This is a genomic window from Streptomyces justiciae (assembly GCF_015163075.1).
GTDB lineage: Bacteria > Actinomycetota > Actinomycetes > Streptomycetales > Streptomycetaceae > Streptomyces > Streptomyces justiciae.
This window is the reverse complement of sequence record NZ_JADDXU010000010.1, coordinates 1-20,688: the sequence shown is the minus strand read 5'-3', so window position 1 is coordinate 20,688 and position 20,688 is coordinate 1. Positions and strand designations below refer to the sequence as shown.

Annotated in this window: 22 protein-coding genes and 1 tRNA gene; 8 read left to right on the top strand and 15 right to left on the bottom strand. The window is 71.1% G+C overall.

Translation table 11 applies throughout. The features are described 5' to 3' along the window. Positions 1-5: 5 nt before the first annotated feature. The gene (locus tag IQ210_RS26370) at positions 6-1,250 is read left to right on the top strand and encodes an amidohydrolase (protein ID WP_194081614.1); all 1,245 of its coding nucleotides are present in this window, start codon (positions 6-8) and stop codon (positions 1,248-1,250) included. A 35-nt stretch (positions 1,251-1,285) separates the two neighbouring features. Here the strand turns inward: IQ210_RS26370 and IQ210_RS26365 are convergent, their stop codons facing one another. The 5 genes from IQ210_RS26365 to IQ210_RS26345 form a co-directional block, all read right to left on the bottom strand. Next, entirely contained in the window at positions 1,286-2,098 is an 813-nt protein-coding gene (locus IQ210_RS26365; RefSeq protein WP_194081613.1) for an SAM-dependent methyltransferase, read from the bottom strand. Between the two features lie 117 nt (positions 2,099-2,215). Beyond that, positions 2,216-2,548, bottom strand: coding sequence for a DUF3140 domain-containing protein (locus tag IQ210_RS26360; RefSeq protein ID WP_194081612.1), 333 nt, complete (start codon positions 2,546-2,548; stop codon positions 2,216-2,218). Positions 2,549-2,576: 28 nt separating this feature from the next. After that, on the bottom strand, positions 2,577-3,056 hold the full coding sequence (locus tag IQ210_RS26355; protein WP_194081611.1) for a Dps family protein: 480 nt from the start codon (positions 3,054-3,056) through the stop codon (positions 2,577-2,579). Next, positions 3,053-3,310 carry a WhiB family transcriptional regulator gene (locus IQ210_RS26350; protein WP_194081879.1) on the bottom strand — a complete coding sequence of 86 codons (258 nt, stop codon included), beginning with the start codon at positions 3,308-3,310 and terminating at the stop codon, positions 3,053-3,055. The genes IQ210_RS26355 and IQ210_RS26350 overlap by 4 nt, the downstream gene beginning before the upstream one ends. 45 nt (positions 3,311-3,355) lie before the next feature. Next, the gene (locus tag IQ210_RS26345; protein WP_194081610.1) at positions 3,356-4,153 is read right to left on the bottom strand and encodes an alpha/beta hydrolase; all 798 of its coding nucleotides are present in this window, start codon (positions 4,151-4,153) and stop codon (positions 3,356-3,358) included. A 137-nt stretch (positions 4,154-4,290) separates the two neighbouring features. Here IQ210_RS26345 and IQ210_RS26340 point away from each other — a divergent pair, with 137 nt between their 5' ends. After that, the gene (locus IQ210_RS26340; RefSeq protein WP_194081609.1) at positions 4,291-5,064 is read left to right on the top strand and encodes a sulfite exporter TauE/SafE family protein; all 774 of its coding nucleotides are present in this window, start codon (positions 4,291-4,293) and stop codon (positions 5,062-5,064) included. Between the two features lie 3 nt (positions 5,065-5,067). On the opposite strand, the gene IQ210_RS26335 is transcribed toward IQ210_RS26340, so the two are convergent. Continuing rightward, a complete protein-coding gene (locus IQ210_RS26335; protein ID WP_194081608.1) occupies positions 5,068-5,856 on the bottom strand; it encodes a TIGR01458 family HAD-type hydrolase in 789 nt (262 codons plus the stop codon). Positions 5,857-5,906: 50 nt separating this feature from the next. Here IQ210_RS26335 and IQ210_RS26330 point away from each other — a divergent pair, with 50 nt between their 5' ends. Continuing rightward, on the top strand, positions 5,907-6,653 hold the full coding sequence (locus IQ210_RS26330) for a cobalt-precorrin-6A reductase (RefSeq protein WP_194081607.1): 747 nt from the start codon (positions 5,907-5,909) through the stop codon (positions 6,651-6,653). Here the strand turns inward: IQ210_RS26330 and IQ210_RS26325 are convergent. From IQ210_RS26325 to IQ210_RS26310, 4 genes are all read right to left on the bottom strand, one after another. Then, a complete protein-coding gene (locus tag IQ210_RS26325) occupies positions 6,640-7,056 on the bottom strand; it encodes a hypothetical protein (protein WP_194081606.1) in 417 nt (138 codons plus the stop codon). The genes IQ210_RS26330 and IQ210_RS26325 overlap by 14 nt on opposite strands. 43 nt (positions 7,057-7,099) lie before the next feature. After that, on the bottom strand, positions 7,100-9,172 hold the full coding sequence (locus IQ210_RS26320; protein WP_194081605.1) for an MDR family MFS transporter: 2,073 nt from the start codon (positions 9,170-9,172) through the stop codon (positions 7,100-7,102). 283 nt (positions 9,173-9,455) lie between these two features. Further along, entirely contained in the window at positions 9,456-10,229 is a 774-nt protein-coding gene (cobF, locus tag IQ210_RS26315) for a precorrin-6A synthase (deacetylating) (protein ID WP_194081604.1), read from the bottom strand. A 49-nt stretch (positions 10,230-10,278) separates the two neighbouring features. Next, positions 10,279-10,794 (bottom strand): DUF309 domain-containing protein, encoded by a 516-nt coding sequence (locus IQ210_RS26310; protein ID WP_194081603.1) that lies wholly within the window; start codon positions 10,792-10,794, stop codon positions 10,279-10,281. Positions 10,795-10,912: 118 nt separating this feature from the next. Here IQ210_RS26310 and IQ210_RS26305 point away from each other — a divergent pair. Continuing rightward, positions 10,913-10,986, top strand: a tRNA-Pro gene (locus tag IQ210_RS26305). A gap of 114 nt (positions 10,987-11,100) precedes the next feature. Here the strand turns inward: IQ210_RS26305 and IQ210_RS26300 are convergent. After that, entirely contained in the window at positions 11,101-12,705 is a 1,605-nt protein-coding gene (locus tag IQ210_RS26300; RefSeq protein ID WP_194081602.1) for a DEAD/DEAH box helicase, read from the bottom strand. Between the two features lie 88 nt (positions 12,706-12,793). Next, positions 12,794-12,997, bottom strand: coding sequence for a cold-shock protein (locus IQ210_RS26295; protein WP_059194910.1), 204 nt, complete (start codon positions 12,995-12,997; stop codon positions 12,794-12,796). 215 nt (positions 12,998-13,212) lie between these two features. On the opposite strand from IQ210_RS26295, the gene IQ210_RS26290 reads away from it, so the two are divergent. Both IQ210_RS26290 and IQ210_RS26285 read left to right on the top strand, forming a co-directional pair. Then, positions 13,213-13,878, top strand: coding sequence for an NUDIX domain-containing protein (locus IQ210_RS26290; RefSeq protein WP_194081601.1), 666 nt, complete (start codon positions 13,213-13,215; stop codon positions 13,876-13,878). Between the two features lie 93 nt (positions 13,879-13,971). Next, complete coding sequence (locus IQ210_RS26285; RefSeq protein WP_194081600.1) at positions 13,972-14,955, top strand: aldo/keto reductase; 984 nt, start codon at positions 13,972-13,974, stop codon at positions 14,953-14,955. A 4-nt stretch (positions 14,956-14,959) separates the two neighbouring features. On the opposite strand, the gene IQ210_RS26280 is transcribed toward IQ210_RS26285, so the two are convergent. The 3 genes from IQ210_RS26280 to IQ210_RS26270 form a co-directional block, all read right to left on the bottom strand. After that, positions 14,960-15,745 carry a GntR family transcriptional regulator gene (locus IQ210_RS26280; protein WP_194081599.1) on the bottom strand — a complete coding sequence of 262 codons (786 nt, stop codon included), beginning with the start codon at positions 15,743-15,745 and terminating at the stop codon, positions 14,960-14,962. A gap of 35 nt (positions 15,746-15,780) precedes the next feature. Continuing rightward, on the bottom strand, positions 15,781-17,658 hold the full coding sequence (iolD, locus tag IQ210_RS26275) for a 3D-(3,5/4)-trihydroxycyclohexane-1,2-dione acylhydrolase (decyclizing) (RefSeq protein WP_194081598.1): 1,878 nt from the start codon (positions 17,656-17,658) through the stop codon (positions 15,781-15,783). A 69-nt stretch (positions 17,659-17,727) separates the two neighbouring features. Beyond that, positions 17,728-18,522: a PfkB family carbohydrate kinase gene (locus IQ210_RS26270; RefSeq protein ID WP_194081597.1), complete on the bottom strand. Its 795-nt coding sequence runs from the start codon at positions 18,520-18,522 to the stop codon at positions 17,728-17,730. A 289-nt stretch (positions 18,523-18,811) separates the two neighbouring features. Here IQ210_RS26270 and IQ210_RS26265 point away from each other — a divergent pair, with 289 nt between their 5' ends. Next, positions 18,812-19,831 (top strand): sugar ABC transporter substrate-binding protein, encoded by a 1,020-nt coding sequence (locus IQ210_RS26265; protein WP_194081596.1) that lies wholly within the window; start codon positions 18,812-18,814, stop codon positions 19,829-19,831. Further along, the coding region (locus tag IQ210_RS26260) for an ABC transporter permease (RefSeq protein ID WP_194081878.1) at positions 19,831-20,688 on the top strand (858 nt) is incomplete at its 3' end. The genes IQ210_RS26265 and IQ210_RS26260, both read left to right, overlap by 1 nt.

Genomic DNA, 20,688 nt, shown 5'->3' with positions numbered 1-20,688 from the left:
GCGTGATGACCGATCCCGCCGCAGTCGCCCGGCTCACCGAGGAGCTGACCGCCGGGCTGAAGACCGGCGACCTGGAGGACTTCTACCGCGATCTGCACCGCCACCCCGAGCTGTCCTTCGAGGAACACCGCACCGCCGCCCGGCTCGCGGCGCGGCTGCGCGCGGCCGGGTTCACGGTGACCGAGGGCGTCGGCCGCACCGGTGTCGTCGGTGTGCTGGCCAACGGGGACGGGCCCGTGGTGTGGCTGCGCGGCGACATGGACGCGCTGCCGGTGCGGGAGGCGACCGGGCTGCCGTACGCCTCGACGGTCGACGGCGTGATGCACGCCTGCGGGCACGACTGCCATGTCACCTGGCTCGCGGGGGCCGCCGAGGCGCTCGCCGCTGGGCGTGCCGCCTGGTCGGGGACGCTGGTGGCGGTCGGGCAGCCCGCCGAGGAGGCCGGTGGGGGAGCGGGCGTGATGGCCGCGGACGGGGTGCACGAGCGGTTCCCGTACCCGGACGTGGTCTTCGGCCAGCATGTCGTCCCCGGGCGCACCGGCTGCTACTCGCACACCCCCGGCCTGATCATGTCCGCGTCCGACGGCGTCGAGGTCGTCGTGCCCGGCGTGGGCGGCCACGGCTCGCGCCCCGAGTCCACCGTCGACCCCGTCGTCACCGCCGCGCACATCGTGACCCGGCTCCAGACGGTGGTCTCCCGGGAGGTCGCCGCGAAGGACTCGGCGGTGCTGACGGTGGGGCAGTTCCACGCCGGTACGAAGAGCAACATCATCCCCGCCGAGGCGCGGCTCGCGCTGAACCTGCGCAGCCAGGACGACCGGGTGCGCGAGCGCATCCTGGCCGCGGTGCGGCGGATCGTCGAGGGCGAGTGCCTGGCGGCGGGCTGCCCGGTGCCGCCGGACATCACCGTGATCCCCGGCTACCCGAACACCGTCAACGACGCCGCTCTCGACCGGGAGATCGCGGCCGTGCACCGCGAACTCTTCGGCGCCGACGCGGTGTTCGACTTCGGCCCGGAGATGGGCAGCGAGGACTTCTCCCTGCTCGCGCCGCCGGGTGTGCCGTACGACTACTGGTACGTGACCTCGACCCCGCGCGAGGTGTGGGAGACGGTCCCGGGGGAGACGGACGCGGAGCGGTTCGGCAACGTGCCCGACAACCACAGCCCGTTCTTCGCCCCCGACCTGTCCGTGCTGGCACCGGGTGTGCGGACGCTGGTGTCGGCCGCCCTCAGCCGCCTCGCGGCGTGACGCTGAGCCGTCTTACGGCGTGACGCTGTGCCGCCTCACGGCTTGATGCCCACGCCTCCGTACAGCGACACCGGCCCGGGGCCGATGTCCGACTCGTCCTCCGCGAGCTCGGGGCGCCAGTCCCGCACGGACACGATCCCGGGCTCGACGAGGTGAAGTCCCTTGAAGAAGCGGCCCACTTCGGCCTGGTCGCGGGCGACGAGGGTGACGCCCGACGCCTTGTAGGCGGCGATGCCCTCGTGCACCTGGTCCGGTTCGAAGTCGGCCGTCATGCAGGACAGCACCAGACAACTGCCCGGCGCCAGCGCGTCGACGAGGGTGTCGACGATGTCGTAGGCGCCGTCCTCGTCCGCGATGAAGTGCATCAGCGCGATCAGTGAGAGGGCGACCGGACGTCCGAAGTCGAGGATCTTGCCCGCCCGTTCGAGGATCTGCTGCGGGTCGCGGGCGTCGGCCTGGACGTACTCCGTCACGCCCTCCTCGGTGCCGCGCAGCAGCGCGCCGGCGTGGGCGAGGACGATGGGGTCGTTGTCGACGTAGACGACCCGGGCGTCCGGGGCGACCCGCTGGGCGATCTGGTGCAGATTGGGCTCGGTGGGGATGCCGGTGCCGATGTCGAGGAACTGGCGGATGCCCGCGGAGTCCACGAGCCGGCGCGTGGCCCGGTGCATGAACCAGCGGTTGGCCCGCGCGGCCCGCGGCGCGTCGCCGTTCAACGAGGCGATCCGGCGGCCGAGTTCCTCGTCGACCGGGTAGTTGTCCTTGCCGCCGAGGTACCAGTCGTAGACCCGGGCCGGGTGCGGCTTGGTCGTGTCGATCCGCGGGGCGGCCGGCTCGGTCCCGGTCACGTGTGACTCCTCTGCTCGCTCGGCAGGACTGCGAGCAGTGTTGCACGATCATCTGTGCGGGACGCAGTCGGTCTTCGGCCACCTCTTTCGCGTCAACCCGGCCGCCGGGCAAGGAGGTTACGGCTTGAGCGGATCGTGTCCCAGCGTCATCAGCTGGTGCCGCCGCCGGGTCTCCTCGGGCTCCGGTTCGTTCTCGACGTCCGCCTGCGCGGTGACGGTGTCCACCACCTCGTACATCACCTCGATGTCGTCGTCGGTGAGGTCCGTGCGCCGCTTCTGCAGGATCGCCAGGACATGCTGTCCGGTGGGGGTGCCGGCGTGCTCCGGCACGGGTTCCGTCTCCTCGTCGGCGTCGCTGACGCGCAGCCAGGCGGCCAGCTCCTGCGAGGTCATGTTGACGACACGGTGGAAGTCCTCCCACAGCGCGTCGAGTTCGAGGGCGTCCGTCATGGCGGCCTCCTTCTTCGTGCGTACGCGGTCAGTCCCGGGGCCAGTTCTCGGCCTCGAACATCCAGCGCTGCTTCTCCAGTTCGGCGGTGATGCCGATCAGCAGGTCCTGGGTGACCGGGTCGGGCTTGTCGGTGGCGTCGATACGGTCGCGCAGCCGGCCGATGGCGGACTCGAGCGTCTCGACCATCAGCCGCACCACCTCGTCGTCGCGCAGCCAGCCCTCCTTCGCGCCGGGCAGCGCGTAGGCGGCGGCGATCGTCTCGGGCCGGCCGTCGGGCGGCAGACCGAGCGCGGCGGCGCGCTCCGCCACCGTGTCGGAGTACGTGCGGGCCGTCGCGACCACCTCGTCCAGCTGGAGGTGGATGGACCGGAAGCGCGGGCCCACGATGTTCCAGTGCGCCTGCTTGCCGACGAGTGAGATCCCGAGCAGATCCACGAGGGTGCTCTGCAACGCCTCTCCGGCCACCTCGCGGGCGGCGTCGGGAAGGGTGCTCCTCACCACAGTCATACGGTGCTCCTCCTTCGGGCAGGGTCCGTGCCGGTACGGAGCAGCGCGTCGCGTTCCTGTTCGCAGGTGCCGCCCCAGACGCCCGAGGTCTGTCCGCTGCGGAGCGCCCAGTCGAGACACTCGGGAGTCACCGGGCAGCGGGCACAGACGCGTTTGGCCGCCGCGATCTCGCGCAGCGCCGGCCCTTCCGTGCCCACGGGAAAGAACAGCTCGGGGTCCTCTCCCACGCAGGCCGCGTGCCGCAACCACTCCATGCGGGCGCGGGTGCCCAGGGCGAACCGGTGCAAACGCGGCGGTGATCAGCCGTGGAACACGCCCTCCAGGAAGCGTGTGAGGTCCGCGAAGACCTCCGCCCGGTTCGTCTCGTTGAACACCTCGTGCCGCGCGCCCGGGTAGATCCGCTCGGTCAGCCTGCCCCCGCTGAGCTGCTCCACCCCGCCCCGGCTGCCCGACAGCGGCACCAGCCGGTCCTCGTCGCCGTGCAGCCACAGCATCGGGAGCCCGCCGACGTCCCCGCCCTTGGCCACCGTCTCCAGCGTCCGTACGAACGACTCCACCGTCGGCCGCTTCATCGGCCCGTGCCACACCAGCGGATCCGCCGCGTACGCCGTCCCGACCGCCGGGTCACGGGAGAGCGAGGCCGTGCTGATGGGCGTGTCCGGGATCTCGTCGAGGGCGAGCAGCTGCCGGGGCAGATACCAGTCCCCGATGACCGGCCCGGACAGGACGAGCGCGGTGAGCTCGGCGCCGTACCGCTGGGCGAAGCGGGCGGCGATCAGACCGCCCATGGAGTGACCGACCAGGACCAGCGGCACACCTGGATGAGCGGCGCGGGCGAGGTCGGCCACGGCGTGCACCTCGGTGACCACGTCCTCGAAGTCCTCGACCAGCACCCGCTCGCCCGCCGATTTCCCGTGACCCCGGTGATCGGGCCCGAAGACGGCCGCGCCGTGCGCGACGAGGACGCCGGCGAGCTCCTCGTACCGGCCGATGTGCTCCCCGTACCCGTGCACCACCAGGGCGAGGTAGCGGGGCGCCGGGTGCGGCCACTCCCGTACGACGATCCCGGGAAGCGTGTGCTCGCGGGCCTCGGTCATGTCTCCTCCAGCTGCGTCGGTGAAGGTCCCGGGAGATCTTCCCAGGCGGGTGCCGGGGACCACTACCGCAAAGTAGGCCCAACCAGCGAGACGCTCCTTACGGCGACCGGATAGGTGCGCATAGCATCGGTCTCCGCATGAACACGATGACGCTCTGGGACATCTCCGGCTGGGGGTTCGCCGCACTCGCCTTCGCGGCGCTGCTCGTCGGCTTCTCCAAGACCGCCGTGAGCGGGGCCAACACGGTCAGTCTCGCCGTCTTCGCCGCGGTCCTGCCCGCCCGCGCCTCCACCGGCGTGCTGCTGCCGATCCTCATCGCCGGGGACGTGCTCGCCGTCCTCACCTACCGCCGGCACGCCCACTGGCCCACGCTGTGGCGGCTGTTCCCGGCGGTCGCGGCGGGCGTGGTGTTCGGGACGCTGTTCCTGATGTGGGCGGACGACGCGATCGTACGGACCTCGATCGGCGCGATCCTGCTGCTGATGGCGGCCGTGACGATCTGGCGCCGCCGCACCGCCGACGCCGAGGACGACCCGGACGCGGTCACCACCAGGGCGGGCCGCGTCAAGGCCCGCTCCTACGGGGTCCTCGGCGGCTTCACCACCATGGTCGCGAACGCGGGCGGCCCGGTGATGTCGATGTACCTGCTGTCGGCGGGCTTCCGGAAGCTCGGCTTCCTGGGCACGTCCGCCTTCTTCTTCCTCATCGTCAACACGTCCAAGGTGCCCTTCAGCGTGGGCCTCGGGCTGATCGACGGGAACTCCCTGCTCCTCGACGCCGCGCTCGTGGCGTTCGTCGTGCCCGGCGCGTTCATCGGCAAATGGGCTGTGAACAGGATCAACCAGCGACTCTTCGAACAACTCGTGATCGCGGCGACGATCGTCGGCGGCCTGCAACTGCTCCTGCGCTGAGGGCTACTCCTGTGCCGACCACGCCCGCAGCAACCCCGGCACATCCGCGAACGAGTCGATCACATGGTCCGGCGTCCCGCTCGCGTCCCGCAGCGTCTCCGGCAGGAACTTCCCCGTCCGCACCAGCACCCCGGTGACCCCCGCGGCCTGCGCCGCCAGCACGTCCGACTCGACGTCGTCCCCGACCATCACCGCCTCGTCCGCACCGACCCCCAGCCGGGCGAGCGCGGACGCGAAGAACGCCCGCGACGGCTTCCCCGTCACCACCGCCTCGGTACGGGCCGCCTGCTCCAGACCGGACAGGAACGCCCCCGCGTCCAACTGCAACCCGTCCTCGGTACGCCAGTACAGGTTCCGGTGCATCGCCACCAGCCGCGCCCCGCGCTGGAGATGACCGAACGCCCGGTTCAGCGCCGCGTACCCGAACTCCTCCCCGGCACCCCCCAGGACGACGACGTCCGGATCGTCGTCGACCAGGCTGACGCCCGCGAGATCCTCCCCGACGTCCCCGCTGTTCAGCAGCGCACACCGCGCCCCCGGAAAGTGCTCGGCGAGATACGCGGCCGTCACCGCCGGCGCCGTCAGGATGTCCTCCGCCGCCACCGGGAACCCGGCCTCCGCGAGCGTCCCGGCGATCGACGCCCGCGTCCGCGACGTCGTGTTGGTCACCAGCGCGACACCCAGCCCGGCCGCGCGGATCTCCCGCAGGGCCTCGACCGCGCCGGGCAGCGGCTCCCAGGAAACGGTGAGCACACCGTCGATGTCGATGAGCACAGCACGCACAGACGTCATGCCCGGACCATAGCGAGAGTGCGTGGGGCGATCACCGTAGGCTCTGCCTCATGTCCCCGCACGTCCTCATCCTCGGCGGCACCACCGAGGCCCGTGAACTCGCCGCCGCGCTCACCGCACTGCCCGGCGTCCGGGTCACCACCTCCCTCGCGGGCCGCGTGACCCGCCCGGGCACGGTCACCGGGGACATACGCATCGGCGGTTTCGGCGGCGCGGACGGGCTCGCCGCGTGGCTGCGGGACCAGCGCGTGGACGCCCTCGTCGACGCCACCCACCCCTTCGCCGAGGCGATCACCGCCAATGCCGCCCGCGCCGCCGCGGCGACCGGCGTTCCGGCGGTGGTCCTGCGCCGCCCGGGCTGGCGGCCGGGCCCTCAGGACCGCTGGTACCCGGTCGGCTCCCTGGCGGAGGCCGCCGGCCTGCTCCCCTTGCTCGGCCCCCGGGTGTTCCTCACCACGGGCCGCCTGGGCCTCGCTGCCTTCGCGCATCTGACGGAGCTTCACTTCGTCGTACGGTCCGTCGAGTTGCCCGAGCCCCCCATGCCCCCGCGCACCGAAGTCCTGCTCGCCCGCGGCCCGTTCACCGTCGACGACGAGACCACCCTCCTCACCACGCACTGCATCGACGTCGTGGTGACGAAGGACAGCGGGGGAGCGGCGACGGCCGCCAAACTCACGGCGGCCCGCCAACTGGCCCTTCCGGTCGTGGTCGTACGACGTCCGGCACTGCCCGCAGACGTGACGGCCGTGCCCGATGTGCCCGCGGTCCTGGAACGGCTCGGCCTCAGCCCGCGATGACCGAGGCCCGCATCCGGTCGATCGCGCGCAGCACCTCGGTACGGTTCTTGGCACTCTTGATCCAGGCGGGCAGCCGCCCGACAGCGGTCATCTTCCGGCCGTGCTCGTACCACGGGTCCCGCTCCCGCAGCTCCGCCGCCACGAACCGGCGGATCAGGTCGAGGTGTTCGAGGTTGTACGCCCAGATCTCGCCGTGCCTGGTTTCGGATTGCAGCCACAGCGGCGGTCGGCAGCAGCAGTTCGCGGTCCGGCACAGTCCACAGGACCGGCAGACCACCCGAGCCTCGGGACGGGTGTGCCGCTCGTAGTGGGCGACCCGGTCACAGCGCGGGCAGCGGACGAGCGCCGAGTCGGCGAAGTTGTAGTAGCTCAGGCCGGGATCGTGGAAGCGGACGGGAGACATGCCGGGAGTATGACGATCGCCCGGCCCGTCCGGCACCTGGTTTTCAGTGGCTCGCGGCCAACTCCGGCTGCCGCTGCGGCAGTCCGGTACTGAGGTCCTCCACCAGGAGCCGCTTGGAGATCGTGTCCACCGCGGCCCGCAGATCCGTGCCCGCCGGGCGGCCGATGTCCTGCTGCACCCGCTCCTCCAGCCAGCCGGCCCAGGCCTTGCTGATGACATGGGCCTCGCGGGCGCCCGCCTCGGTGTGCGAGAACAGGGAGCCCGCGCGGCTCAGATAGCCCTCCTCGACCATCCGGTCGAAGACCGGCAGCAGCACCTCGGGCGGCATGTGGCGGCGGGCGGCGATCAGCCCGAGGCTGGCATGCCCCACCAGCCGCGTGAACAGCTCCACCTGCATCACGGCCCACGCGCCGGCGATGTCCAGCCGGGTGTCGGAGTCCGCCATGATCCGGCGCGCGGTGTCCAGGTCCGTACCGCCGATGATCTTCCCGACGGCCGCCTCCAGCACCCGCTGCGAGTCCGCCCCGGACGGCTGCCCGAAGCCCTCGCCCATGTCGGTCGAGCCGGCCCGGGCACTGTCGCGCAACTGCACCTGCTTGAGGAACAGGGCCACGACGAAGCCGAGGGCCGCGACCGGCACCGTCCACAGGAAGACGGTCTGGATCGTGTCGGCGTAGGCGTCGATGATCGGGGCGGCCGCGGCCGAGGGGAGTCGGTGCACGCCCTCCGGGCTGGTGGCCGCCTTGGCGATGGCCGAAGGGGCGACACCGCTGCCCGCCCGCGCGGCCTCCGCGACGGCGTCCTTGAGGTTCGGGGCGAGGGAGTTGGCGTAGATCGTGCCGAAGACGGCGGTGCCGAACGAACTGCCCAGCGTGCGGAAGAAGGTGACGCCGGAGGTCGCGGTGCCGAGGTCGGCGTACTCGACGGTGTTCTGCACGGCGATCGTCAGCACCTGCATGCACAGGCCGATGCCGGTGCCCAGCACGAACATGTAGAGCGACTCCAGCCACGCCCCCGTGCCCGGCCCCATCAGCGACATCAGATACAGCCCGAGCCCCATCACCAGGGAACCGGCGATCGGGAAGAGCCGGTACTGCCCGGTCTTGCTGACCACGTTGCCGCTGACGACGGAAGCGATGAGCAGGCCGATGACCATGGGCAGGGTGCGGACGCCGGAGATGGTGGCCGAGTCGCCGTCGACGTACTGGAGATAGCTCGGCAGATACGTCATCGCGCCGAGCATGGCGAAGCCGACGATGAAGCTGAGGATCGAGCAGACCGTGAACACCGGGTTGGCGAACAGCCGCATCGGCAGCATCGGTTCCTTCGCCCGGGTCTCCGCCCAGCAGAACAGGCCGAGCGCGATGGCGCCGCCGACGAACAGACCGATGATGACGCCCGAGCCCCACGCGTACTCGTTGCCGCCCCAACTCGTCGCCAGGATCAGCGCGCTCGCGCCCACCGCGACCAGGGCGATGCCGAGGTAGTCGATGACCGGCCGGGACGCCGACTTCACGACGGGGATCGTGCGGGCCGCGGCGATCACGACGACGATCGCGATCGGGACGTTGACGTAGAACGCCCAGCGCCAGGTCAGATGGTCGGTGAACAGCCCGCCCAGCAGCGGCCCGATGACGGTGGCCACCCCGAACACGGCGCCGATCGCGCCCTGGTACTTGCCGCGCTCACGCAGTGGGATGACGTCGGCGATCAGCGCCATCGCCGTCACCATGAGCCCGCCCGCGCCGATGCCCTGCACGGCCCGCCAGGCGATCAGCAGCGTCATGTTCCCGGCGAGACCACACAGGAACGAGCCGGTGATGAAGACGATCGCCGAGACCTGGAAGACCACCTTCCGACCGAACAGGTCGCCGAACTTGCCCACCAGCACGGTCGAGACCGTCTCCGCGAGGAGATAGGCGGTGACCACCCACGACATGTGCGCGGCACCACCGAGGTCCGACACGATCGTCGGCAGCGCGGTGCCCACGATCGTCTGGTCCAGAGCCGCCAGCAGCATCCCCAGCATGATCGTCACGAAGACGACGTTCCGCTGACGCTTGTCCAGCACCGGCGGCTCTGCGGCGGGCGGCGCGGTTTCCTCGGTGATCGTCACGAGGTCACGATCACACCGGTGGCCCAGCCCCGCATGCGGGACGGGCCCGCTCGGGTGCCCTAGGGCCTGTCCGGCGGATCAGGTCGCAGGAGAGGTGCGGCGCCTCTTTGATGCTGGTGAGCGGGGTCTGGTGCGTCGGGATGCAAGGCGGAGGAGGGCGGCGACGCGGTGGGGGCACCTCCCGCTCGAGCGCAGTCGAGAGTGGGGGAGTCGGCAACCGACGACAACGCCGCAGGCCGGCGTGCCAGACCCCGCGTCTGCGGCATGATCCGCCGGACAGGCCCTAAGCCTGCCCGGGGTTGCGGCGCAGCAGATACGTGTCCATGATCCAGCCCTTGCGCTCCCGCGCCTCCGCCCGCAGCCGCTCGATCCGCGGCCCGGCCTCGGCGATCGGCCCGGAGGCGAGGATCTCGTCCGGGGTGCCGATGTAGGCGCCCCAGTAGATGTCGATGTCGTCGTCCGCGTACTGCCGGAAGGTCTGGTGCGCGTCCAGCATCACCACGACGTCGTCCACCCCCTCCGGGAAGCCCTCGGCGAGCCGCCGCCCGGTGGTGATCTGCACCGGCCGGGCGACCCGGTTCAGCCCAGTCCGATGCCGCGCCACGAGTGCGGAGACGCTGCTGATGCCGGGTATGACGTCGTACTCGAACGCCACCGCACCGCGCTCCAGGATCTCCTCCAGGATGCCCAGCGTGCTGTCGTACAGCGCCGGATCGCCCCACACCAGGAACGCGCCGGTCTCGTCCTCGCCCAGCTCGTCGGTGATCAGCCGCTCGTAGATGGCCGCCCGCGCGCTGCGCCAGTCCCCGACGGCGGGGGAGTAGGCCGCGCCGCCGGCCGTCCGGTCACGGTCGGGGTCACGCGCCTCGACGACGCGGTACGTCCCCTCGGGTATGTGCGTGTGCAGCATGTCCCGGCGCAGGTCCGTGAGATCACTCTTCACCTCGCCCTTGTCGAGGACGAAGAACACGTCCGTGTCCCGCAACGCCCTGACCGCCTGGAGGGTCAGCTGGTCGGGGTCGCCCGCGCCGATACCGATGACATGAATCTTTCGCACGCCCCGAGTCTGCCGTACGCCACTGACAGTGACGGCACCGAGGCCCAGGTCACGGTCGCAGCCGGGGGGCGCGGGCACGCGCGTCGACGGCGCGTCCGCCCTCTTCCACGTCCTGCGCCAGCTCCCGCGCCCACCCCGCGAGACCCGTGAGATCCATCGCGTACGGCTGTGGCACCGCCGCCTGTGATGCCCACGCCTCCACCGCCCCGGCCCCGCGCCGCAGCAACCGCGCCCCGCCCGTGACGTTGCCCCGCGCCGCGTGCGTGAGCCCCACCGCGAGCTGGGCCAGCCCCCGCCACAGCTCCCGTTCCTCCTCGGGCCCCGATTTCCAGGCGTCCTCGAACACCTCGTGCGCATGGAACGGCTTCCCCGCGTCCAGCAGCTCCTGTGCCTCCGCGACGGACTGCTCCGGCGTCCGCAGCACCCCCTCGGGCTGCCGCTCCACACCGTCCGCGCCGTACGGCAGAGGCCGCCCGAGCCCGTCCCGCGGCCGCGCGTTGCGCGCCCGCCCCTCGTCGTCGCGGTCCCGTGCCCCGGTCGGCCGTCCTGAGGATGTGCTGCCCATACGCCGATTGTCCCGCGCACACCGGGCGCTCCTCACCGGACCCTCTTCGAAGCGGTCCCCGGCGTGCGGTAAAGTACTCAACGCGTGATCACGCGGTTCCACCGCGCGCGAAACGCACCGGGACGTGGCGCAGCTTGGTAGCGCACTTGACTGGGGGTCAAGGGGTCGCAGGTTCAAATCCTGTCGTCCCGACTTCTCGACATCGTGGAAGTCGTAACGCGAAGGCCGTTTCAGAGGCATCTGAAACGGCCTTTCGGTTGTGCTGTGCCAGGGGGGCCGGTCCGTGACCGGCCCCCTCCGCGCGTTCTAGGCTGCGCCCCCCGTGGCCCGGCGCGTCGCCGTTCGGCGGCCGCCGGACGCGCGGCTCGCGGTGCCGCCGGCTGCGGACCGACGAGTGGCGGAGGCCCGGCCGCCCGTCGCGGGGGCACCGCTCTTGGCCTTGCCGGCGCCGGTCCGGCGGGCGGCGCCTTCGCTCCCCGCCCTGGTGGCACCGCCCGTCCCGGCCTGGGCCTGGCCATCGCCACCGCCGCCACGGCGCCGCCGGCCGGATCGGCCGCCGGGCTTGGCTCCGGCCTTCCGGTCCGGGCGGGACGCCGCCGGTGCTGTCGGCTGGGGGACCTCGATGGTGACGGCCACGCCGGAGGGCTCGCGGGCGCCGGTGATGGTCGTCAGCGCCGCGTCGCTCGACGTCACACGGGCCGTCCGGGGGCGGATGCCCGCGTCCGACATGAGCCGGGTGACCTCCCGCTTCTGGTCGGGCAGGACCAGCGTGACCACGCTGCCGGAACCGCCCGCGCGGGCCGTACGGCCGCCCCGGTGGAGGTAGTCCTTGTGGTCGGTCGGCGGATCGACGTTGACGACGAGGTCGAGGTCGTCGACGTGTATGCCCCGGGCCGCGACATTGGTCGCCACCAGCGCGGTGACCTGGCCGTTCTTGAACTGCTCCAGCGTGCGGTTGCGCTGCGGCTGGGAGCGGCCGCCGTGCAGGGCCGCCGCGCGGACCCCGACGGACAGCAGCCGCTTGGCGAGCCGGTCGGCGGACCTCTTGGTGTCGAGGAAGAGGATGACCCGGCCGTCACGGGCCGCGATGCGCGTGGTGACGGCCTTCTTGTCGGTCTCGTCCAGGACGTGCAGCACGTGGTGCTCCATGGTGGTCACCGCGCCCGCGGACGGGTCCACGGAGTGGACGACCGGGTCGGTGAGGAACCGCTGCACCAGGCGGTCGATGTTCCGGTCGAGGGTGGCCGAGAAGAGCATCCGCTGCCCGTCCGGCCGTACCTGCTGGATCAGCTTGGTGATCTGCGGCAGGAACCCCATGTCGGTCATCTGGTCGGCCTCGTCCAGCACCGTGATGCCGACCTGGCCGAGCACGCAGTCACCGCGCTCCACGAGGTCGTTGAGCCGGCCCGGCGTCGCCACCAGCACCTCGGCGCCGCGCCGGAGCGTGGCGGCCTGCTTGGTGATGGAGAGCCCGCCGACCACGGTGGCCATCCGCAGGTTGACGGCCGTCGCGTACGGCGTCAGCGCGTCCGTGACCTGCTGGGCGAGTTCCCGGGTGGGCACCAGCACCAGCGCCAGGGGCGCCTTGGGCTGGGCGCGCAGTCCGGACGTACGGGCCAGGAGCGCGAGGCCGAACGCGAGGGTCTTGCCGGAGCCGGTGCGGCCGCGGCCCAGCAGGTCACGGCCGGCGAGCGAGTTCGGCAGGGTGGCGCCCTGAATGGGGAACGGCGTGGTCACGCCCTGCGCGGTGAGGGTCTTGAGCAGCCCCGCGGGCATGTCCAGGTCGGCGAAGTCCTCGACTGCGGGAAGTGCGGGAGTGGTGCTTTCCGGCAGCCGGAATTCCTTCGACGGCGACGCGGACGGTGAGGGGGACGAGGCGCGCCGGTTCGACTTCTGGGGCCTGCGGGACATGCGGTGGTCTGCCTTCCTGGAAACAGCACAAACCGGGGTCCGCACCAAGACGGTGCGGACCCCGGTGAGCGGAATACGCGTCCGGCGATCAGGCGGGGACGATGTTCTCCGCCTGGGGGCCCTTCTGGCCCTGCGTGACGTCGAAGGAGACCCGCTGGCCCTCCTGCAGCTCACGGAAGCCCTGGGACTGGATGTTCGAGTAGTGGGCGAAGACGTCGGGGCCGCCGCCGTCCTGCTCGATGAAGCCGAAACCCTTTTCAGCGTTGAACCACTTGACGGTTCCCTGTGCCATGACTTTCTCCTTCAGTAGGCAGAGGCCCCATCCGGAGATGCCGGAAAAACAAATAATGCGCCTGATGGATAAACATTCCCGTCAGGCGCACATAGGTTCATGGGTACCACAACTGCAACTCTGAGATCGTAACACGTCGCGCCGCTCGGCGCCTCGGGGTGATAGAAGGCGAGCATGACCGACTCGCACATCCTTCTCCTGCCGGCCGGTGTCCGATGACGGCCGGCATCGACACCCCGGACAGTCGCGGCCGCACCGGGCTCGACCGCACCGGCCTGGACCTGACCGGCAACCCCCGGGTCAAGGTCCGCGACGTGAAGCTGCTCTCCAGCCACTGGTACGTCGAGCGGGCCACCACCTTCGACCTCCAGCTCGCCGACGGCAGTTGGAGCACCCAGCAGCGCGAGACGCACGACCGCGGCAACGGCGCCACCATGCTCCTCTACGACGCAGACCGTGAAACCGTCCTGCTCACCAGGCAGTTCCGATTCCCGGTCTACGTCAACGGCCATCCCGACGGCATGCTCGTCGAGACCCCGGGCGGGCTGCTCGACGACGAGGACGAGCACCCCGAGATCGCCGTGCGCCGCGAGGTGGTCGAGGAGACCGGGCACACCATCGGCGAGGTCCGGCACGTCTTCGACGTCTACATGAGCCCCGGTTCCGTCACCGAGCGCGTCAGCTTCTACGCCGCCGCGTACGGCCCGTCGACCCGCACCCACGAGGGCGGTGGCCTCGACGAGGAGGGCGAGGACATCGAGATCCTCGAACTGCCCTTCCGCAGGGCCCTGGAGATGATCCGCACCGGCGGGATCGCCGACGCCAAGACGATCATGCTGCTCCAATGGGCCGCGCTGGAAGGGCCGTTCGCGCGTTCGTGACGCCCGACGTGACCTCTTGACTTGAAGTGCGCTCCAGCAGGAAGACTCCCGTTCGCGCACCCCGACCGGGGCGCGTGAACGGGAGGGGACCCCATGAAGTACCGCACCATCGGCACCGATCCGAAGAACCGCCGCGAGGTCAGCGTCCTCGCCCTCGGCGCGATGCTGTTCGGCTCGCGCACGGACGAGGAGACGTCCTTCGCGCTCCTCGACCGCTATGTCGAGGCCGGCGGCAACTTCATCGACACGTCCGACAACTACGCCTTCTGGGTCGACGGCGGGCAGGGCGGTCAGAGCGAGGAACTCCTCGGCCGCTGGCGGCGCAGCCGCGGCATCGGCGAGGAGATCTTCATCGCCACCAAGCTCGGCGCCCGCCCCCTGGCCCCCGGCACCAGCTACGTCGACAACGCCGAGGGCCTCTCGGCGAAGGTCATCCGCGAGTCCGCCGAACGCAGCCGGGAACGGCTGGGCGTGGACAAGCTGGACCTGCTCTACGCGCACATCGAGGACTACGACGTACCCCTGCGGGAGACCGTCGAGGGCTTCGGCGAACTCGTCGCGGAAGGCACCGTCGGGCTGCTCGGCGTCAGCAACCACGCCGTGTGGCGGGTGGAGCGGGCCCGCGCGATCGCCGCCGCGGCCGGGCTGCCCGGCTACGAGGTGCTCCAGTACGCCCACAGCCATCTGCGGCCCCGTCTCGACGTGCCGGACGACTTCTGGCCGGACGGCAGCCTCGGCCACGCGGGCCCGGAACTCCTCTCCTATCTGCGCGAGGAGCCGGCCCTCACCCTGGTCGCCTACTCACCCTTGCTCAAGGGCGCCTACACCCACCCGGACCGCCTCCCCGCCGACTTCGACCACCCGGGCACCCCCGCTCGCCTGAAGGTTCTGCGGGAGGTGGCCCAGGAGACCGGCGCCACCGTCAACCAGGTCGTCCTGGCCTGGCAGATCGGCGGCGCCCTGCCGATCCTGCCGCTGGCCGGGGTGTCGTCCCTGGCCCAGTTGGAGGAGAACCTGGCCGCCGTCGACCTGGAACTGACCGAGGACCAGCGGGCCCGCCTCGACGGGGCCCACTGAACGCTCAGGGCCTGACGAGCAGTTGGAAGTCGAACGCGTACCGGGACGCGCGGTAGATGTGCGTCCCGTACTCGACCGGCCGGCCCGTGTCGTCGTACGCCGTGCGCTGCATCGTCAGCAGCGCGGCGCCCTCCCGCTCGTCGAGGCGGGCCGCCTCCTCGGACGTGGCACAGCGGGCGCCGATGGTCTGGCGGGCGCTGTGCAGGGTGATGCCCGCCGAGCGCATCAGCCGGTACAGGCCCGTCGACTCCAGCCGGGCGGTGTCGAGTTCGAGAAGGGTCGCGGGCAGGTAATTGCAGAGGATCGCGACCGGCTGGCCGTGCGTGGCGCGCAGTCGTTCCAGTACGACGACGTCGCCGCCCTCCGCGATGCCGAGCGCGGCGGCCACGTCGGCGGTGGCCGGGACGTGCTCGTTGCGCACCACCTGCGTGGTCGGCCCCTGCCCGGCCGCCTCCAGGTCGTCGTAGAGACTGCTCAGTTCCAGCCCGCGCTTGACCTGGCTGTGCACCACCTGCGTGCCCACCCCGCGCCGCCGGACCAGCAGCCCCTTGTCGACCAGGGTCTGGATGGCCTGGCGGACCGTCGGGCGGGACAGGCCGAGGCGTACGGAGAGGTCGATCTCATTGCCCAGGAGGTTCCCCGGGGCAAGGACCCCGTGCTCGATCGCCGCCTCCAGCTGCTGGGCGAGCTGGTAGTAGAGCGGCACCGGACTGCCCCGGTCCAGGGCGAAGTCCAGGGAGTCGAGTGCGGGGGCGGTAGCGGTGCGCGAGTGACCGCCGGTCTTCGCCATGGGGGTACCTCCCTGGGTGGAGCGGGCGCGGGGCGTCACAGGTGGGGGCGGCGGGCGGTGACCTCGCGGTCGTACTCCTCCCGGGCCCGTACGGCGGCCTCGCGGGACGCGGTCTCGGCCACGGGCACGTCCCACCAGGCCTCGGCCGGGGGTGCGGTCGCGGTGGCGGTGTCCGTCTCGACGTAGACGCAGGTCGGGCGGTCGGAGGCGCGGGCCGCGGCGAGCGCCTCGCGCAGCTCGCGGACCGTCTTGGCGCGCAGGACGTCCATGCCGAGGCTGCCCGCGTTGGCGGCCAGGTCGACGGGGAGCGGGGCGCCGGAGAAGGTGCCGTCGGCGGCGCGGTAGCGGTAGGCCGTGCCGAAGCGCTCGCCGCCGACCGACTCGGACAGGCCGCCGATGGAGGCGTAGCCGTGGTTCTGGATGAGGAGCAGGTTGATCGGCAGGCCCTCCTGGACGGCTGTGACGATCTCGGTCGGCATCATCAGATAGGTGCCGTCGCCGACCAGCGCCCACACGGGGGTGTCGGGGGTGGCGTGCTGGACGCCGATCGCCGCCGGGATCTCGTAGCCCATGCAGGAGTAGCCGTACTCCAGGTGGTACTGGCGCGGGCTGCGGGCCCGCCACAGCTTGTGCAGGTCGCCGGGGAGCGAGCCTGCCGCGTTGATGACGACGTCCTCGTCCCCGACCACCGCGTCCAGCGCGCCGAGCACCTGGGTCTGGGTCGGTACGGCGTTTTCGTCGGCGGCGGTGAAAGCGGCGTCAACAATCGCGTCCCAGCGGTCCCTTCCGGCGCGGTACTCGTCCTCGTAAGCCGAGTTCACACGGTGATCGGCCAACGCCTCGGTCAACGCCGCGAGTCCCGCCCGCGCGTCGCACACCAGGGTCCGGGCCGCCAGCTTGTGGGCGTCGAACGCGGTGATGTTGAGGTTGACGAACCGGACGTCCGGGTTCTGGAAGAGGGTGCCGGAGGCGGTGGTGAAGTCCGTGTAGCGGGTGCCGACGCCGATCACCAGGTCGGCGGTGCGTGCGAGGTCGTCACTGACGGCCGTTCCGGTGTGGCCGATGCCGCCGAGCTCGGCCGGGTGGTCGTGCCGCAGCGAGCCCTTGCCGGCCTGCGTCGAGGCGACCGGGATGCCGGTGGCGTCCACGAACTCCTTCAGCGCCTCCTCGGCCCTGCTGTGGTGCACCCCGCCGCCCGCGACGATCAGCGGACGCTCGGCGGCCCGGATCGCCGCCACGGCCGCCGTCAGCTCGTACGGGTCGGGCGCGGGACGTCGTACGTGCCACACGCGCTCGGCGAAGAACTCCTCCGGCCAGTCGTACGCCTCGGCCTGCACGTCCTGCGGCAGGGCGAGCGTGACCGCGCCCGTCTCGGCGGGGTCGGCGAGGACCCGCATGGCGTTGAGGGCGGACGGGATCAGGGCCTCGGGGCGGGTGATCCGGTCGAAGTAGCGGGAGACCGGGCGCAGGGTGTCGTTCACCGACACGTCCGCCTCGGTGGGGTGCTCCAGCTGCTGGAGCAGCGGGTCGGGGGCGTGCGAGGCGAAGTAGTCGCCGGGGAGGAGAAGGACGGGAAGGCGGTTGATGGTGGCGAGGGCGGCGCCGGTGACGAGGTTGGTGGCGCCGGGGCCGATGGACGTCGTCACCGCCTGCGCGGAGAGCCGGTCGAGCTGGCGGGTGTAGCCGACGGCGGCGTGCACCATGGCCTGCTCGTTGCGGCCCTGGTGGAACGGCATCGCCTCCTCGCCCGCCTCCAGGAGGGCCTGGCCGACGCCCGCCACGTTGCCGTGGCCGAAGATGCCCCACGTACCGGCGATGAGCCGATGGCGTACGCCGTCGCGCTCGGTGTACTGCACGGACAGAAAGCGCACCAGGGCCTGGGCGACGGTCAGGCGGCGGGTGGGGGTGCTCATCAGGATCTCTCCGGGGCTGTATGGAGGGGGAGGCAGGGGGCGGGACGGTTCATGAGGTGGCTGGGAAGCTCACGAGGGCGCTCCGCTCAGGAGGCCCTCTATCTCCTCGCGCGTCGGCACCGCGGCGGAGCAGGCGAGGCGGGAGGCGACGAGGGCGCCGGCCGCGTTGGCGTAGCGCATGACGCGGTCCAGCTCCCAGCCGGACAGCAGACCGTGGCAGAGGGAACCGCCGAAGGCGTCGCTCGCGCCGTGGCCGTTGACGACCTCGACGGTCAGCGGCGCCACTTCGGCGCTGCGGCCGTCCCGGTGCATCGCCAGCACGCCCTTGGGGCCCTGCTTCACCACGGCCAGTTCCACGCCGGCCGCCAGCAACGCCTCGACGCACGCGCGGGGTTCACGGACCCCGGTGGCGATCTCGCACTCGTCGAGGTTGCCGATCGCGACCGTCGCGTGGCGCAGGGCCTCCGTGTAATAGGGACGTGCGTCTTCGGGATCCCCCCACAACTTGGGCCGCCAGTCGAGGTCGAACACGGTCATGCCCGTCCTCTCGCGGGACTTGAGGGCGGCGAGGGTCACGGAGCGGCAGGGCTCCTCGCTCAGACCGGCGCCGGTGATCCAGAGGATCCGGGCCGAGCGGAGGGCGAAGTAGTCCACTTCGTCGGCGCGGAACGTCGGCGTCACCGTGATGGCGGCGGCCGAGCGACCCAGCCGGGCGGCCGCGACGGCCACGTTCGCCGCAGAACCCCCCAGGAACTTCCCGAAGGTCTGCACATCGCTCGACGGCACGCCCGACTGCTGTGGGTGAAGATCGACTCCTGTGCGGCCGATCGTGATCAAGTCGAAGGGCTGGGCGGATCCGGCCATGCGCGACGCTCCTCGGACTCGGCTGGACGTGCGGCCCTCGCGGGGGCCTGCGAGTCTCAGGTGTAGGACGCGGGAGGTGACCCTGTCAATACTTTGTACTTACATTCGGACCTGATTGTGAAATGATGTCTTAACAAAGTATTGACAGCGGGCACGCCCGGGGATTGGATTCCGTCCCAGTACAACCGCCGTATTTGCGGCACGCGACCCGGACATGCCAAGATCCCGGGCCTCGGATCACCGAGATCTCTCTTCCTTTCCCCCGCAAGCACAGTGAGGTGCAGGAAAGATGGACCGCTCTTCTCGCTCTCAGTCCCGCAGATTCGCCCCGGTGGTGGCGTTGGCGGCGGCCGCTGCCCTGACCCTCGCCGGCTGCTCCAGCAGTTCCGGGGGCAAGAAGTCGGAGGAGAGCGCGGACGGCGCCTCCGCCGGCAAGGCCAGCACCCCCCGCATGACGGTCGCCCTGGTCACGCACCAGTCGCCCGGCGACACCTTCTGGGACATCGTCCGCAAGGGCGCCGAGGCCGCCGCCGCCAAGGACAACGTCAAGCTGATCTACACGAACGACCCGAGCGCCGGTGGCCAGGCCACCCTGGTGCAGAACGCCATCGACCAGAAGGTCGACGGCATCGCGGTCACGCTGGCCAAGCCGGACGCCCTGAAGGACGTCATCGCCAAGGCGAAGGCCGCGAAGATACCCGTCGTCGGCCTCAACTCCGGTGTCAGCGAGTGGCAGAAGCTCGGCCTGCTGGAGTTCTTCGGCCAGGACGAGACCGTCGCCGGTGAGGCGCTCGGCAAGCGGCTGAACGACGAGGGCGCCAAGAGCGCCGTCTGTGTCATCCAGGAGCAGGGCAACATCGGCCTCACCCAGCGCTGCGACGGCGTGAAGAAGACCTTCGAGGGCAAGTTCCAGACGGTCAACGTCAACGGCGCCGACATGCCGTCCGTGAAGTCGACGATCACCGCCAAGCTCAGCCAGGACAAGTCCATCGACTACGTCGTCGCCCTCGGCGCGCCCATCGCGCTGACCGCCGCGCAGTCCGTGTCCGACGCCGGCAGCAAGGCCAAGGTCGCCACCTTCGACCTCAACAAGGACCTGACCGGCGCCATCAGCAAGGGCACCATCGCCTTCGCCGTCGACCAGCAGCCGTACCTCCAGGGCTACTTGGCGGTCGACTCGCTGTGGCTCTACAAGAACAACGGCAACTACATGGGCGGCGGCGAGCAGCCGGTGCTGACCGGTCCCGCGTTCGTGGACAAGTCCAACGTCGACGCGGTCGCGCAGTACGCCGCGAAGGGCACCCGGTGATCCGTATGACCCAGCACGCCGAGCCGGCGGTGACCACACCGCCGGCCCCCGGCCCGAAGGAGACCGACGGCCGGACCGCCCAACGTCCTTTGGCGCTGCGGCTGTTGGCCCGCCCCGAGGTGGGCGTCTTCCTCGGCGCCGTCGCCGTCTACGTGTTCTTCCTGATCGCCGCGCCGCCGGTGCGCGACGGCAGCTCGATGGCCAACATCCTCTACCAGTCGTCGACCATCGGGATCATGGCCCTGCCGGTCGCGCTGCTGATGATCGGCGGCGAGTTCGACCTCTCGTCCGGCGTCGCCGTCATCACCTCCGCGCTGACCGCGAGCATGCTCGCCTACGAGCTCACGCTGAACGTGTGGATGGGCGTCATCGCCGCCCTCGTCGTGTCGCTCGCCATCGGGTTCCTCAACGGCTGGCTGGTCGTCAAGACCGGACTGCCGAGCTTCCTCATCACCCTGGGCACCTTCCTGATCCTCCAGGGCGTGAACCTGGCGGTCACCAAGCTCGTCACCGGCAACGTCGCCACCGACGACATCAGCGACATGGACGGCTTCTCCGGCGCCAAGAAGATCTTCGCCTCGTCCTTCGAGGTCGGCGGCGTACAGATCAAGATCACGATCGTGTACTGGCTGGTCTTCGCGGCGCTGGCGACGTGGGTGCTGCTGCGCACCAAGTACGGCAACTGGATCTTCGCGGTCGGCGGCAACAAGGAGTCCGCGCGGGCTGTCGGTGTGCCGGTGACCTTCACGAAGATCTCGCTGTTCATGCTGGTCGGGTTCGGCGCCTGGTTCGTCGGGATGCACAACCTGTTCTCCTTCAACACCGTGCAGTCCGGCGAGGGCGTGGGCCAGGAGCTC